Here is a 13,450-nt window from a genome sequence, read left to right as displayed (position 1 = left end):
AAATTAAGGGAAACAGGTATGCATTGCATTCCTCTGGAAGGCAGCGTTGACTTGGTTACGATTAAGTTCAACGCTACAACGGCAGAATAATTTATCTTAAGCTTTTGTGACGTTCGTTTTCATATACATACCGGCTTCAAAATGACCCGGGATATTACAGGCGATGACAACGTCATGTTTCGAATTGGCTTTAAATTTCCAGGTCAATCTTTTGGTTTCGCCAGGGTTAACAGTAATTGTATTGCCATCTTCATGAACCATTCCTGGCATAGCACGCATCATTTTTTGGTGTGCTTTTTGTTCGTCTTCATCACCTATAGAAAACTCATGTGCTACCTTTCCCATATTTGTAACTTCAAATGTGATAATTTCGCCATCATGAAATTCGGGTTTTTGTGAAAAAGTAAAGCGCATATCATCCGATGCGGTCACTTTTATTATTTTGGTAGTTTTTGTTGCATGCGCGGGACTTCCAATTGAGCTTGTTTCATGGTGAGAATGGGCAAATGATGAATTAATAGAAATTCCTGAAAAGAAACCAGCTAAAATAATTATTCTTGAAAATGCTGTAGTCATATTTGAAATCCTGTAAACAATATTATGAATGATTCTAAAACCTCTTAGTGTATCATTTTCTTTCAAAAATAGATGCTCTATTATCCGAGCCCTTAAGGCTTTGGCAAAAATTGATTCCTATGCGACTATTTAGTATTTAGGGGATTTTGTAATTGAAAGCTAGGGTAAACCCTTAAGTCACCGAATGTATTTCATAATGGTTTCATTTTAAAAGAACTCATACAGTTTAATTTGAAAAAAGCAGTTGCAGTTATCAATAATGTACTGAATTGACAGTTTTTTTCAGATTTATACTTAGCCTTTACCTCGTTATCAATTACTCTATAAAACTTTATGCGACTTGTTTGTGCACTTGAAAAAAATCAAACAAGCCGCTAAAGCCCTCAAGAAAATGGAACAATAAGGGATGAATTTTGTCTAATAAAAATTTTGCTACAGGTGCTGTGGTGCCAAATAATATTATAGATTGCATGCCTTGAATCGAGTTTGGGTTTATTGAGTCAGTTATGGTAATTAAATGGTATAAAACTTAAGTAAATCAGGTTACACTGAAATAGTATTAGGGAATAAATAATTAAAGGTAAGGAATGCGCTACATTGGTTTTACCGTTATTTTAGTGATGAGCTTCACATGTTTTGAAGCGTTAGCGGTGGCTCCCCTTACATTCAAAGAAGCTTTAGAGATTGCCTATCGTAATAATCCTGAATTGCAAGCAGAAATGGATAAAGCACAGGCGATGCGAGGTTATTTTATCCAAAGCGGCCTTTATCCCAATCCTCAACTGACGTTAACTGCAGAAAATTTTGGTGGTTCAGGCAGCTATTCGGGTTATGAAGCAGCAGAAACTACGGCATCTGTGACCCAGCCCATTCCTTTGGGGCATCGCCTTGATTATCTTAAAAAAGCAACTTATGCAGATTATCTCGCATCTTTGGCTCAGATTAAGGTTCAGAAAGCGGCACTTTATATCCTTGTCGGCGTGACCTATGTTGACGCTTTGTATGCAGGACAATGGCATCAAGTAACTAAAAAGCTAATTCACTTGAATGAGCGGATTGTGGCTGCAATTGAGCGACGCGTTCAAGCTGGAGTAGGTACCGAATTGGATTTGCGATTAGCGCAAAGACGTTTAGGTGAGGCCCGCATCCAGGAAAAAAAAGCGATGCGTGATGCACTTTCTCAACGAGCAAAGCTTGCTCGTTTATTAGGGGATGGATTAAAAATTGACAAACCCTTGGTGGATAAAGGCTTGCCTGACGTAGTATTAGATTGGGCAGCTCTCTTAAAAAAATTGCCTCAAAGTCCGCAATTAATCCAAATGCAACTGCAACTTCGCGCTAAACGCGCAACCATTACCGCAGTTAAAAAATCAGTTTGGCCTAATTTAAATATACAATTAGGAGGTCGTCATTTTTCTGATGATGGGAGTAATGCCGCAGTAATTTCCGCGTTTGCAGAAGTGCCCGTTTTTGATCGAAATCAAGGAAAAATTCTGACGGCAGAAGCGCAATATACGCAAACTGCACATGCCTATCAAGGAACACGACTTGATGTGCGACAAAATATTTATAATGTTTTTTTGCAAGCGCAGCAGAGTCAGTACGAAGTGAATTTGGTCACTGAATCTCTATTGCCATTAGCTCATAAATCGATCAAACTGGCCAGAGATGGGTATCAAATGGGACGATATACCTATATCGAATTATCTACTGCATTAAATACGTTATACGAAGAGGAACGACATTATCAACAAGCCCATGCCGATTATCATAAAACATTAATTCAGCTTACGGGACTTTTAGGGCTCAATCCGACTAAGGAGAGTAAATGAAATTTCCAAAATCAGGAGGTTCTTATCTGTTATTGCTTGTTCTTTTACTAGGGTTAAGTTTGATTTTGTGGGGAGGTAAGAATACTCATGCAACGGATGAAGGAAGTCAACAAGAAACCTGGGAAAGGGGGCCACAGGGCGGTCGCTTATTTAAAGCAGGTGATTTGGCGTTGGAGCTTTTAATATTTGAACGCGGGATGCCGCCCCATTTTCGAGCATACATTTATAAGAATGGGAAAGTTATTGCCCCGGATAAAGTGCATTTAACTCTTTTATTAACCCGATTTAATGGTAAAAAAGGGAAGGTTTCCTTTATTCAGGCAAATCATTTTTTAGAAAGTAACGAAGTGATTCGCGAACCCCACTCTTTTGATGTCACGGTTCAATTAGAGTATTTAGGAACTAAGATGAATTGGAGTTATGCATCTTATGAAGGACGTGTAGCGATAGGAGCCGTAGTTCTTAAGGCAGCCGAGATCCAGACTGCGGTAGCGCAAAGTCATGAAATCAAAACTCAATTGAATGTAGTAGGAAAAATTCTCCCCAATCGTGATACATTGGCACCGATATATGCGCGCTATCCAGGGATTATTAAATCAATGGCTAAAAATCTTGGTGAGGAGGTCACAAAAGGGGACGTATTAGCCACTGTTGAAAGTAATGAAAGTTTACAAAACTACACTATTACAGCACCAATTACCGGTACTGTTGTGCAAAAAAATGCTACAAATGGGGAGTTAACTCAAAATACCAAACCGATTTATGAGGTAGCGAATTTAGCGAATGTATGGGCTGATTTCACTTTATATCGTAAAGATGCTCCTCTTGTGAAGCAAGGAATGGATGTTATTGTCACTGGAGATGAAGGAAAACCTAAAGCCTTGAGCACAATTTCCTATATCTCACCTTTAGGAATTGAAGACAGTCAAACGAATTTAGCGCGTGCTATTCTTCCCAATGAGGAGCGTGTCTGGTTGCCAGGAATGTACATTAATGGTGCGATTATCATCAATAAAAAAACAGTTCCAGTGGCTGTTCCTCTCTCTGCAATCCAGAAAATGAATGAAAAAGATGTGGTTTTTGTTCAGCAAGGAGATTATTTTGAGGCAACTCCTGTTCTTTTAGGAGAGGAAGATGGGCAATGGGCAGAGGTTCTTTCAGGTCTTGATGCTGGTCAACGCTATGTCAGTAAAAACAGTTTCTATATTAAAGCGGAATTAGGCAAGGAAGGTGCCAGTCATGAAGATTAAGGATACAAGATGCTTGAAAAAATTATACACTTCTCACTAAGACATCGTTGGTTCGTCCTTTTATTTACAATAATTATTGCGATTCTTGGTGTCTATAATTTCCAACGCCTTCCAATTGATGCCGTACCTGATATTACTAACGTCCAAGTACAAATTAATACCCAAGCCTCGGGTTATTCCCCGTTTGAAGTAGAGCAACGCATCACATTTCCTATTGAATTGGCGATGAGTGGTCTGCCTAATTTAGATTACACGCGTTCTTTATCGCGTTATGGGTTATCCCAAGTTACTGTGGTATTTAAAGATGGGACGAATATTTATTTTGCACGTCAGTTGATCAATGAACGTTTGCAAGAGGTTAAAGATAAACTTCCCGCAGAAGCAGAAACGACATTAGGTCCTATCTCTACAGGTTTGGGTGAGATATTTATGTACATTGTGAGGAATAAGTCTAATGTGCCTGAAGCCCAACGTTATAATTCTACAGAGCTTCGTACGATTCAAGATTGGCTCATTAAACCGCAGTTACGTAATGTGGAAGGCGTTGCAGAGGTTAATACAATTGGAGGTTATGAAAAGCAATTTCACATTACACCTGAACCGAGCAAACTGGTTCGTTATGGTTTGAGTTTAAATAGTGTGGTTGATGCGTTACAGCGTAATAATGCGAATGTAGGGGCAGGATATTTTGAGCGCAACGGTGAGCAGAATCTCATTCGAATTCCAGGGCAGGTGAAAAATATAGCTGATATTGAAAATATTGTAATCGCCAGTTTTGAGGGAACTCCTGTCCGCATCCGCGATGTGGCAAATGTCATTTTAGGGAAAGAGCTACGCACAGGTGCTGCAACCGAAAACAGCAAGGAAGTGGTGTTAGGCACGGTATTTATGTTGATGGGTGAAAACAGCCGCACAGTGTCGGAACGCGTGGCTGCCAAGATGAAGGAAATTAATAAATCACTTCCCGATGGAGTTGAGGCAGTTACTGTTTATAACCGAACCTCACTGGTTAACGCGACAATTAACACGGTCAAGAAAAATTTACTTGAAGGCGCTTTGCTGGTTTGTGTCATTTTATTTTTATTTTTGGGAAATATTCGCGCCGCATTGATCACTGCTATGGTTATTCCCTTATCGATGCTACTGACGATTACGGGGATGGTAAGCAATCAAATTAGTGCCAATCTGATGAGTTTAGGAGCCCTTGATTTTGGACTAATCGTTGATGGTGCCGTAATTATTGTTGAAAATTGCATGAAACATTTGGGGGAACAACAGCATCGACTTCAGCGTACTTTAAACCTTGAAGAGCGCCTAAAAGTGATCGCCTATGCGACTACTGAAGTCATCAGGCCCAGTATTTTTGGTGTATTTATTATTACTGTAGTTTATCTTCCTATCTTAACCCTAACGGGCGTTGAGGGAAAAATGTTTTTGCCTATGGCGGAAACAGTGATTATCGCATTAATGGCGTCGATGTTATTCGCCTTAACCTTTGTGCCAGCCGCGGTGGCTGTATTTCTAAAGGGACGCATTCAAGAGAAAGAAAATTGGTTGGTACACCGCATTTCATTAGGGTATGCACGAGTTTTGCGATATTGTTTTCATGCACGATATTGGCTAATTAGCGCGGCTGTCGTTTTGGTTGCCATTAGTCTTCTGATTGCTTTTCGCTTAGGTGGTGAATTTATTCCAAGCCTTGATGAAGGGGATATTGCCATGCATGCGATGCGTATTCCAGGTACGAGTTTAACCCAAGCTATTGCGATGCAAGATTTAGTCGAACAAAGGATCAAGCAGTTTCCCGAAGTACAGATTGTTTTTTCCAAATTGGGTACAGCCGAAGTCGCTACAGATCCAATGCCGCCTAACGTGGCTGATACGTTTATTATGCTAAAACCTCGTAAAGAATGGCCTGATCCAAAAAAAGCAAAACAAGATTTAGTGCAAGAAATTGAAGAGGCTCTGCAACGAATTCCAGGGAATAATTATGAATTTACCCAGCCGATTCAAATGCGCTTTAACGAACTAATTTCAGGTGTGCGAAGTGATGTAGCGGTGAAAGTATTTGGAGATGATATGAGTACTTTACGCGAAATTGCTGAATCAATTAGTTCGCAGCTTAAGAAAATACCCGGCGCTGCTGATGTGAAAGTAGAGCAGGTAAGTGGTTTACCGCTTCTCACTATTGAAATAAATCGAGATATACTGGCTCGTTATGGATTGCAGGCAGGTACAGTTCAAGATGCTATTGTCATTGCAACAGGTGGTAAGAAAGGGGGCGAGCTTTTTGAAGGAGATAAACGTTTTGATTTAATCGTACGCTTACCAGAACCCTTGCGTACAAGTTCTGAGGTATTAAGGCAAATTTTTGTTCCATTGCCACCAGCAAAAGATGGCGAGCTTCATTTTATACCTTTGAGTGAATTAGCTAAAACAGTACGTAGTGAAAGCCCTAATCAAATTAGCCGGGAGAGTGGTAAGCGGCGAGTGGTGGTTACGGCGAATGTCAGAAATCGCGATTTAAGTTCGTTTGTAAATGAAGCCAAACAACGTATTGAACGTAATGTCCAATTACCTAGTGGCTATTGGATTAATTGGGGAGGGCAGTTTGAACAATTGCAATCCGCGTCTCAACGTTTAAAGCTTGTGGTACCCGTTACATTATTAGGTATTTTTTTATTACTGTTTATGAGTTTCGGTAATGTCCGGAATGCACTATTAGTTTTTTCTGGTATTCCCCTTGCTCTAACTGGTGGAGTATTTGCTTTGTGTTTACGAGGTATTCCTTTGTCCATTTCTGCAGGGGTAGGGTTTATTGCCTTATCTGGGGTGGCTGTTTTAAATGGTCTTGTGATGATTACTTTTATTAACAAGTTGCGTGAGCAGAACAAATTCTATTTAAAAGATGCGGTATTGCAGGGTTCATTGGCAAGGCTTAGGCCAGTACTGATGACAGCACTGGTTGCTTCTTTGGGATTTGTACCCATGGCATTAGCAACAGGTACCGGTTCAGAAGTACAAAGGCCTTTAGCGACCGTGGTTATTGGCGGAATTATTTCTTCTACCTTTTTAACACTACTGGTTTTGCCTGGTTTATATTATGTGTTTCATCAACGCCATAAAAAGAATAAATGAATTTCGCTATTAAAAGTCAATCGCATTCTTTTTAGCGTGAATTGTGTTTGCAGTTCCTTTAAGGTAATTTATATTTATATACAAAATATTACCCATGGAAGGTACTATGGCCAATATGATTATTTTGGCAGCACGCAATCCTACATTGACTTTTTTTATTTTAGGTTTGTTATTTTCTCTTGCAGAATGGTTGATCCAATTCAAACTTATGGAAAAAGCCAAAATTATTGAAATTATATTTTCCTGGTTTTTGCTGTTTAATATTGGTCTGGCTTTTGTATTCAACTTTATAATGCATGTCTTCTTTGGCGATTTTACCGCACAGTTTATTGGCTGGCCACAAAGCCCGTTTCAAATGGAATTGGGATTTGTTAGTTTGGGAATTGGTGTAAATGGGATAATCAGCTTTAGAAGTAAAGTTGCGTTTCGTGCTGCAACAATTATAGTTCCTGCCGTATTCTTATGGGGAGCTGCTGGTGTGCATCTTTTTCAAATGTTTACTGCCCATAATTTCGAACCAGGTAATGCGGGTACTGTATTTTGGACTGATATTATAATGCCAGCTCTCGCTTTTCTATTACTCGGGCTGCAATATCGAAATCCGCTTATTCGATAAGCGGAGCCTCGAGCCTGAATCTTCTTCACATTGCTGAAAAACTAATTCTTCTCTGCATATGCTCTATTTTTAGTGTATTAGGTGCATTTGACAAAACTGATATATGTACCAGAATTTTATAAATGTCATAGATAATATGGAGGTGTGTCATGAGCAAGGTAACACAATTTAAAAAAGGGACCCCAAGCAAAGGTTCATCCAGCAAAGGATCCTCCATTCAAATTAATCGTTCACAAAATCCATTTTTAAGTCTTCAAAATGAAGTAGATCGATTATTTAGCGATTTTAACGATTTTTTTTCCCCATCTAGATTTAATTGGGGCCAATTTGAAAAAATGGATCTCGCTCCTTCAATGGACATTGTTGAAGATAAAGAGCATTTTTGTGTTCAATTAGAAATGCCTGGTATGGATGAAAAAGATATTAAAGTAGCTATATCTGATAATCTACTCACTATTAGTGGCGAAAAATCCAGTTCGAAAAAAAATGAGGGTAAAAAATATATTTCCCGAGAAATTAGCTATGGAAGATATGAGCGCTCTATCTCTTTACCTTCAAGCATTGATGTAGCTAAAGCGAAAGCAACCTTTAAAAAGGGAATGCTTTGGGTTGATTTACCTAAAAAATTAGAATCTAAAACAGGTTCTCGAGATATAAAGATTGAACAAGCCGAATAGTTTAATAATGCCCTATGGCTTAGCTATAGGGCGATACCTTAATTATTAAGATCCTCAGGCTTTTATCCAAAAAATACGAACTAAAACGTACAAGATCGTCATGCCTAGAATAGGGATAACGAGAAAGGCAAGGAAATTATAAAATCCTATTCTATTTTCCGCTGAGGCATTATAAAACTCTTTAAATTTTTTCCATAAAGACATTACAAAGTAGCTCCAATTCTTGATTAAATCTTATTTTCAGGACTTACGAAAAAAAACAATCTCACCGTTAAAAAATGTTTTTAATTCGCTCATTTAGTATATCTAAAATCCCTCATTAAAAGCATTTCGAAAGTCCTGATTTTATAAGATTATAGCTCCAGCATAAACCAATGACACTAAGTTAAGCTTATTCTCTCAGAGCCTACGTTGCGCTTAACCCAGGTTAGAATGATTAAAAATTATCATTTAACAAGTTGTGATTGACAGTTCAAAAAGTCAAAATCACCGAGGGCAGCGCCAAATTTTGCACTTGCTTGAACCAGAGTATCTGTAATCACTGCTTCAATAATGTCTGTAAGCGGTGTTTCTTTATAGCGTCTCATGGATTTAAGGCGTTTTTCCAAATTTTGTCCAGCAATTGTCTGCGGGTTGGTATGATTCAATTGAAATTGTCCTAGACCAATTTCACTGGTTATCTTATTCAATGCATCTTGATATGAAGCAGTCATACTGGATTTAATCGTTTGTACTAAAGATACAACAGTAGAACCTTGTTTTAGTAACTGAGCACATATATTTGCTAATTCATTGATCTCATTGAGATAACCTTGTTGGTTGCGTAACATTAATATCTTCATGGAAGAAATTGCTTTAGAACCAACCAGGTGTATATCTACAGTTTCTGCAGTTACCTCAAAAAGTTTTTCTAACGAGAATATGGATTGATTTGCTTCAGTTTTTCCTTGCACAGTAGACTCCAAAAAATAGGATTAAGATAAATGGATTGTTCGGTTGAAATAATAATGGGAAAACAAATAATTGCACATTATGTGGTGTATTTTGCGCATCTGCAAAGAATTTTTTTAAAGTCTAAATGCGCTATAATATGTATCTTTATTTTGACCTGTTTTTCATAGCGAGTAATTAAATTGATTACCAATCGTATGGAGCTTCGTTCCTATCATACTGAAAGTTGTAGTCATTCCCATGATTTTGCTCAATGGGTTCTACCTCTTTCTGGCTCTATGGAGTTAGAAGCAGGTTATTATTCGGGGGTTGTAGATAATCATGTTGGTGTATTTATTGCGCCTAATGAACGACATTGTTTTGCTGGGAGTCAGGAAAATCTTTTTTTAGTGATTGATGTGACTTCTCACCATCAGCTTTTTGAGGAGCGCAGGTCGCATGCGTTTAATTTAACAGCGAGCATTAAAAAACTTCTCTATTTTACACATCATTATTTGGCCGCTCATGAAGGAGATTTTTTTGCTGACTCTCTGATTAATCAATTACTCATTCATTTTGCTGCCAAATCTTTTTCACCTGAGTTGGACCAAATGGCGATCAAGGCAAAAAACTGGATTGATTTTCATTTCGTAGAGCCAGTTGATGTAAGTAAAGTGGCGCAGCACTGTCATCTGAGCGTAAGCCAATTGCAACGCCGATTCAAACTCGCTCTAGGTTGTAGTATGGCAGAGTATTGGCGATTTAAAAAATTGCACCATGCTCAGAAATTACTATCTTCTAAATGTTGTTCTATTGAAGCCATAGCATTTGCAGTAGGTTATGAAAATTTGTCTGCGTTTAGTCGACGATTCAGTAAAGTATTCGGTGAATCTCCTTCTCAATGGAGAATAAAGGCGTTATCAGCAAATAAAACGCGTGAAATGGATAATTCAAACTAAGTTTAAAATTGATAAGCTATGAATTCGTTTTCATGCTTTATTCAATCATCTAATTATTATGAACAAATCCAATGCTTCTTTTTTCCAGGGTATGCTTTTTCTTATCTTGGCTCAAATTATGGTAGGCATAAATATTGTATTTTCCAAATACGTGCTCTCTTCGATTCCAGTCTTGGTTATATTAACACTTCGTTTTACTTTGGCGGCCATCATTTTATTGCCTTTGCACTGGTTTACAGCGGCTAAAAATAAACCGATTAGTTATTATTTTTCACGTTTGAAGCACAGAGACTGGTTTTTTATTGGCGCTCAGGCCGTCTCTGCAGGAGTGTTGTTTAATTTCCTTATTTTATCGGGATTAAATTACACGGATGCTAATGTGGCCGGTATTATTACCAGCGTCTTGCCTGCAATCATTGCGATTATGTCTTGGATCATTCTTGGTGAAAAAATTTCAGGTAAGAACGCCATTTGTGTAGGGTTTGCCACACTTGGATTAATTGTTATTGCATGTGATAAGCTTGCTGGAATCCAAGTGAACCATTCTTTTTTGGGGGATGCACTTGTTTTAATTTCTCTCTTGCCCGAAGCAACCTATTATATTTTAAGTAAAATGCATGCTAATTCGCTGCCAGTATTTCTAATTTCTTCGTTACTCAATGCAATCAATGCTATTTTATTATTGCTTTGCTTGAGTTTTAGTTCTTGGGGCGATTTAACTATTCATCCATTAGATTGGCTTATTTTGATCATTTTAGGTTTAAGCTCAGGTCTTTTTTATGTTTTTTGGAATTTTGGGTGTCAGAAAGTAGATGGAGTAATGGCTTCATTATCTACTGCGGTGATGCCATTAGCTACAGTACTTATTGCCTGGATGCTGCTTGGTGAACGTTTGACTTTTGGACAGTCTATAGGAATGGGAATGGTTATTCTGTCTATTGCTGTATATGCAAAACGCTAAGGCAGATAATAGCGCTCTAATGGTGCAAAGAGTGGCTTTTAGGCAAGAGTAAGTCGATTTTATTTTGCAACATCTCCTCAAGCCACGTTATGATTTACAATGCCCTAAATTTTTTAGTTTTGATTACTATGCCTCATTTGATTTTGGAATTAAGCAATAATATTGATTCTCAGCATTTAAATCAGTTATTTGATAAGTTACACCAGATGCTTGCAGAAAAACTTCCTACTCAATTATCAAATTGCAGGAGCAGATGTGTCGTTCATCCCTTGTTTTATATCGGGGATCAGAGTCCAGCAAATGCTTTTGTACATTTAACTCTGAAAATGCTTCCTGGAAGAGATGATGCGAAGAAAAAAAGCATAGGTAAGGAGCTTTTTGATTTATTGGATAATTTTTTCAGAACAGGCCAAAATGAATTAAATATCATGTTATCTGTAGAAGTTTTAGATTTGGATAATCATTATTTTAAAGGCTAAAGTATTGTTTTCCTGAACTGGATTTCTAATTCAGGCTATTCTCAAATGATAAGAGCGGGATTCTAATGATTGCGCAAAAAAAATGGGAGCATTTCTCTCATGAATCAGATATAGGGGTGAGGGGGTATGGCTCTACTTTATCTGAAGCCTTTGCCATGGGGGCTTTAGCTCTGACCAATGTTATTACTAATTCACAATCAGTCCAACCTTCCAAGACATTGCATGTAAGGTGTGAGGCACCGAATCAGGAGATTTTATTTGTCGATTGGTTAAATGCCATTATTTATAACATGGCAGTTCACAACATGCTCTTTAGTCAGTTCGATGTTTCCATTAAAGATTTGCGGTTAACTGCTATAATTGCAGGAGAGCAAGTAGATATAAAGCGGCATCAACCCGCCGTAGAAGTCAAAGGTGCTACGTTCACAGAATTAAAGGTGTATCACAGCAATAACATTTGGGTGGCACAATGTGTTGTAGACGTGTAAGGCGTAAATTCATTCAATATGCTCTTGGGACTTAAGGTAGAAAATCAATGGACTTGAACCTGTTGGAAAAAATAAGTGACTTTGAATGGCGAATTCCCAAACATGGGAAAATGCGTGTGCCTGGGATTATTTTTGCCTCAGAAGAATTGATCCTCAATATGGATATGAAAGTCTATGAACAAGTCACTAATGTAGCAACTTTGCCAGGTATTGTTCAGGGATCCTATGCGATGCCTGATGCACATTGGGGATATGGATTCCCTATCGGTGGTGTTGCGGCATTTGATCCAGACAATGAAGGTGTTGTCTCTGCTGGTGGTGTTGGTTTTGATATTTCTTGTGGAGTAAGACTATTATCTACTGGGCTTAAACGTGAAGAATTTGAACCTTATAAGGAACAACTGGCAGACGCGCTTTTTGCGCATATTCCTGCGGGTGTAGGAAGTAAAAGTCGCATTAATCTAACGATGAAACAAATGGATGATATGTTGCATGGCGGTGCTGTTTGGGCTGTCAAGCAAGGATATGGTGAATGGGACGATTTGGAGCGAATTGAAGATAATGGTCGAGTAGAAGGCGCATTACCTGAGCATGTTTCTGAACATGCCAAAAAGCGACAAAAAAATGAAATGGGTACTTTAGGCTCTGGCAATCATTATTTGGAAATTCAAGAAGTACATACAGTATATTGTGAAAAAACCGCTGCCGCATTTGGTTTGGCTCAGGGGGATGTGGTTGTAAGTATCCATTGTGGTTCTCGGGGTTTAGGCCATCAAATAGGAACTGATTTCCTGCGTTCGATGTTAATTTATGCACAGCAGCATGGTATTCAACTTATTGATCGCGAATTAGCATGTGCGCCAATTCGCTCACCAATGGGGGAGCGTTATTTAGGTGCGATGCGTTCAGGAATTAATTGTGCTCTGGCAAATCGAGAAATCATTACTCATTTTATGCGTGACGTTTTTCAAAATGAGATGCCAGGAACCCAAATAAAACTCATCTATGATGTATCCCATAATACCTGCAAGGAAGAAACACATCAGGTAGAGGGCAAGACGATGCGTTTATATGTTCATCGCAAAGGAGCAACTCGAGCTTTTGGCCCGGGGCACCCTCAATTAACAAAAGCTTTTAGCCATGTAGGTCAACCGGTCATTATTGGCGGCAGCATGGGAACAGCGTCTTATGTTCTTGTAGGAGCAGCAAGTGCTGAAGATAAATCTTTTGGTTCTGCTTGTCATGGTGCAGGACGTGCGATGAGTCGACATCAAGCAACTAAACTATGGCGAGGTAGCGAAATCGTTGAGCGATTAGCACAACAAGGCATTTTAATTCGCAGTAGCTCCTATCGTGGTGTTGCAGAAGAAGCTCCCGAGGCCTATAAGAATGTTGATTTCGTTGTTGACTCGGCGCAAGCATCCGGGTTAACCCAAAAAGTCGCAAAGCTTAAGCCCATTGTATGTGTCAAAGGATAATCTAGCTATCCCATGGCAATTTGCATCGTGTATTAAAAGGATTAAGTACTATTTTCAATGAAAGAG

Annotated in this window: 13 protein-coding genes; 10 read left to right on the top strand and 3 right to left on the bottom strand. The window is 38.6% G+C overall.

Annotation, left to right across the window (positions count from 1 at the left end; all coding sequences use genetic code 11):
• Positions 1–96: 96 nt before the first annotated feature.
• Together DGG96_RS14030 and DGG96_RS20885 are read right to left on the bottom strand one after the other, a co-directional pair.
• Positions 97–576 carry a cupredoxin domain-containing protein gene (locus tag DGG96_RS14030; protein WP_110143276.1) on the bottom strand — a complete coding sequence of 160 codons (480 nt, stop codon included), beginning with the start codon at positions 574–576 and terminating at the stop codon, positions 97–99.
• Between the two features lie 331 nt (positions 577–907).
• Positions 908–1,048, bottom strand: a complete 141-nt coding sequence (locus DGG96_RS20885; RefSeq protein ID WP_165831620.1) for a hypothetical protein — start codon at positions 1,046–1,048, stop codon at positions 908–910.
• 115 nt (positions 1,049–1,163) lie between these two features.
• Here DGG96_RS20885 and DGG96_RS14025 point away from each other — a divergent pair, with 115 nt between their 5' ends.
• From DGG96_RS14025 to DGG96_RS14005, 5 genes are all read left to right on the top strand, one after another.
• Positions 1,164–2,408, top strand: coding sequence for a TolC family protein (locus DGG96_RS14025; protein WP_110143275.1), 1,245 nt, complete (start codon positions 1,164–1,166; stop codon positions 2,406–2,408).
• Complete coding sequence (locus DGG96_RS14020) at positions 2,405–3,658, top strand: efflux RND transporter periplasmic adaptor subunit (protein ID WP_110143274.1); 1,254 nt, start codon at positions 2,405–2,407, stop codon at positions 3,656–3,658. Before DGG96_RS14025 ends, DGG96_RS14020 begins: the two co-directional genes overlap by 4 nt.
• Before the next feature lie 9 nt (positions 3,659–3,667).
• Positions 3,668–6,796: a CusA/CzcA family heavy metal efflux RND transporter gene (locus DGG96_RS14015; RefSeq protein WP_110143273.1), complete on the top strand. Its 3,129-nt coding sequence runs from the start codon at positions 3,668–3,670 to the stop codon at positions 6,794–6,796.
• 106 nt (positions 6,797–6,902) lie between these two features.
• Positions 6,903–7,412 carry a DUF6790 family protein gene (locus tag DGG96_RS14010; protein WP_110143272.1) on the top strand — a complete coding sequence of 170 codons (510 nt, stop codon included), beginning with the start codon at positions 6,903–6,905 and terminating at the stop codon, positions 7,410–7,412.
• A 149-nt stretch (positions 7,413–7,561) separates the two neighbouring features.
• Positions 7,562–8,089: an Hsp20/alpha crystallin family protein gene (locus tag DGG96_RS14005; protein ID WP_110143271.1), complete on the top strand. Its 528-nt coding sequence runs from the start codon at positions 7,562–7,564 to the stop codon at positions 8,087–8,089.
• 446 nt (positions 8,090–8,535) lie between these two features.
• On the opposite strand, the gene DGG96_RS14000 is transcribed toward DGG96_RS14005, so the two are convergent.
• Positions 8,536–9,042: a hypothetical protein gene (locus tag DGG96_RS14000; RefSeq protein WP_110143270.1), complete on the bottom strand. Its 507-nt coding sequence runs from the start codon at positions 9,040–9,042 to the stop codon at positions 8,536–8,538.
• A 195-nt stretch (positions 9,043–9,237) separates the two neighbouring features.
• Here DGG96_RS14000 and DGG96_RS13995 point away from each other — a divergent pair, with 195 nt between their 5' ends.
• The 5 genes from DGG96_RS13995 (at position 9,238) to DGG96_RS13975 (ending at position 13,384) form a co-directional block, all read left to right on the top strand.
• Positions 9,238–9,978 carry an AraC family transcriptional regulator gene (locus DGG96_RS13995; RefSeq protein ID WP_110143269.1) on the top strand — a complete coding sequence of 247 codons (741 nt, stop codon included), beginning with the start codon at positions 9,238–9,240 and terminating at the stop codon, positions 9,976–9,978.
• 58 nt (positions 9,979–10,036) lie between these two features.
• Positions 10,037–10,939 carry a DMT family transporter gene (locus DGG96_RS13990; RefSeq protein WP_110143268.1) on the top strand — a complete coding sequence of 301 codons (903 nt, stop codon included), beginning with the start codon at positions 10,037–10,039 and terminating at the stop codon, positions 10,937–10,939.
• Between the two features lie 128 nt (positions 10,940–11,067).
• A complete protein-coding gene (locus DGG96_RS13985) occupies positions 11,068–11,418 on the top strand; it encodes a 5-carboxymethyl-2-hydroxymuconate Delta-isomerase (protein ID WP_110143303.1) in 351 nt (116 codons plus the stop codon).
• Positions 11,419–11,483: 65 nt separating this feature from the next.
• The gene (locus DGG96_RS13980) at positions 11,484–11,906 is read left to right on the top strand and encodes an archease (RefSeq protein ID WP_110143267.1); all 423 of its coding nucleotides are present in this window, start codon (positions 11,484–11,486) and stop codon (positions 11,904–11,906) included.
• A 47-nt stretch (positions 11,907–11,953) separates the two neighbouring features.
• Complete coding sequence (locus DGG96_RS13975; RefSeq protein ID WP_110143266.1) at positions 11,954–13,384, top strand: RtcB family protein; 1,431 nt, start codon at positions 11,954–11,956, stop codon at positions 13,382–13,384.
• Positions 13,385–13,450 lie beyond the last annotated feature (66 nt).

The sequence above is a fragment of the Legionella qingyii genome (assembly GCF_003184185.1).
Note: the sequence above shows the minus strand (reverse complement) of the source record. Positions and strands in the feature narration are given on the sequence as shown.

Excerpts from the sequence above, each read along its gene's own strand:
- DGG96_RS14015 (WP_110143273.1), top strand. The coding sequence starts at position 3,668 with ATGCTTGAAAAAATTATACACTTCTCACTAAGACATCGTTGGTTCGTC.
- DGG96_RS13990 (WP_110143268.1), top strand. The coding sequence starts at position 10,037 with ATGAACAAATCCAATGCTTCTTTTTTCCAGGGTATGCTTTTTCTTATC.
- DGG96_RS13975 (WP_110143266.1), top strand. The coding sequence starts at position 11,954 with ATGGACTTGAACCTGTTGGAAAAAATAAGTGACTTTGAATGGCGAATT.
- DGG96_RS14020 (WP_110143274.1), top strand. The coding sequence starts at position 2,405 with ATGAAATTTCCAAAATCAGGAGGTTCTTATCTGTTATTGCTTGTTCTT.
- DGG96_RS13985 (WP_110143303.1), top strand. The coding sequence starts at position 11,068 with ATGCCTCATTTGATTTTGGAATTAAGCAATAATATTGATTCTCAGCAT.
- DGG96_RS13980 (WP_110143267.1), top strand. The coding sequence starts at position 11,484 with ATGATTGCGCAAAAAAAATGGGAGCATTTCTCTCATGAATCAGATATA.
- DGG96_RS14010 (WP_110143272.1), top strand. The coding sequence starts at position 6,903 with ATGGCCAATATGATTATTTTGGCAGCACGCAATCCTACATTGACTTTT.
- DGG96_RS14030 (WP_110143276.1), bottom strand. The coding sequence starts at position 576 with ATGACTACAGCATTTTCAAGAATAATTATTTTAGCTGGTTTCTTTTCA.
- DGG96_RS14005 (WP_110143271.1), top strand. The coding sequence starts at position 7,562 with ATGAGCAAGGTAACACAATTTAAAAAAGGGACCCCAAGCAAAGGTTCA.
- DGG96_RS14025 (WP_110143275.1), top strand. The coding sequence starts at position 1,164 with ATGCGCTACATTGGTTTTACCGTTATTTTAGTGATGAGCTTCACATGT.
- DGG96_RS20885 (WP_165831620.1), bottom strand. The coding sequence starts at position 1,048 with ATGCAATCTATAATATTATTTGGCACCACAGCACCTGTAGCAAAATTT.
- DGG96_RS13995 (WP_110143269.1), top strand. The coding sequence starts at position 9,238 with ATGGAGCTTCGTTCCTATCATACTGAAAGTTGTAGTCATTCCCATGAT.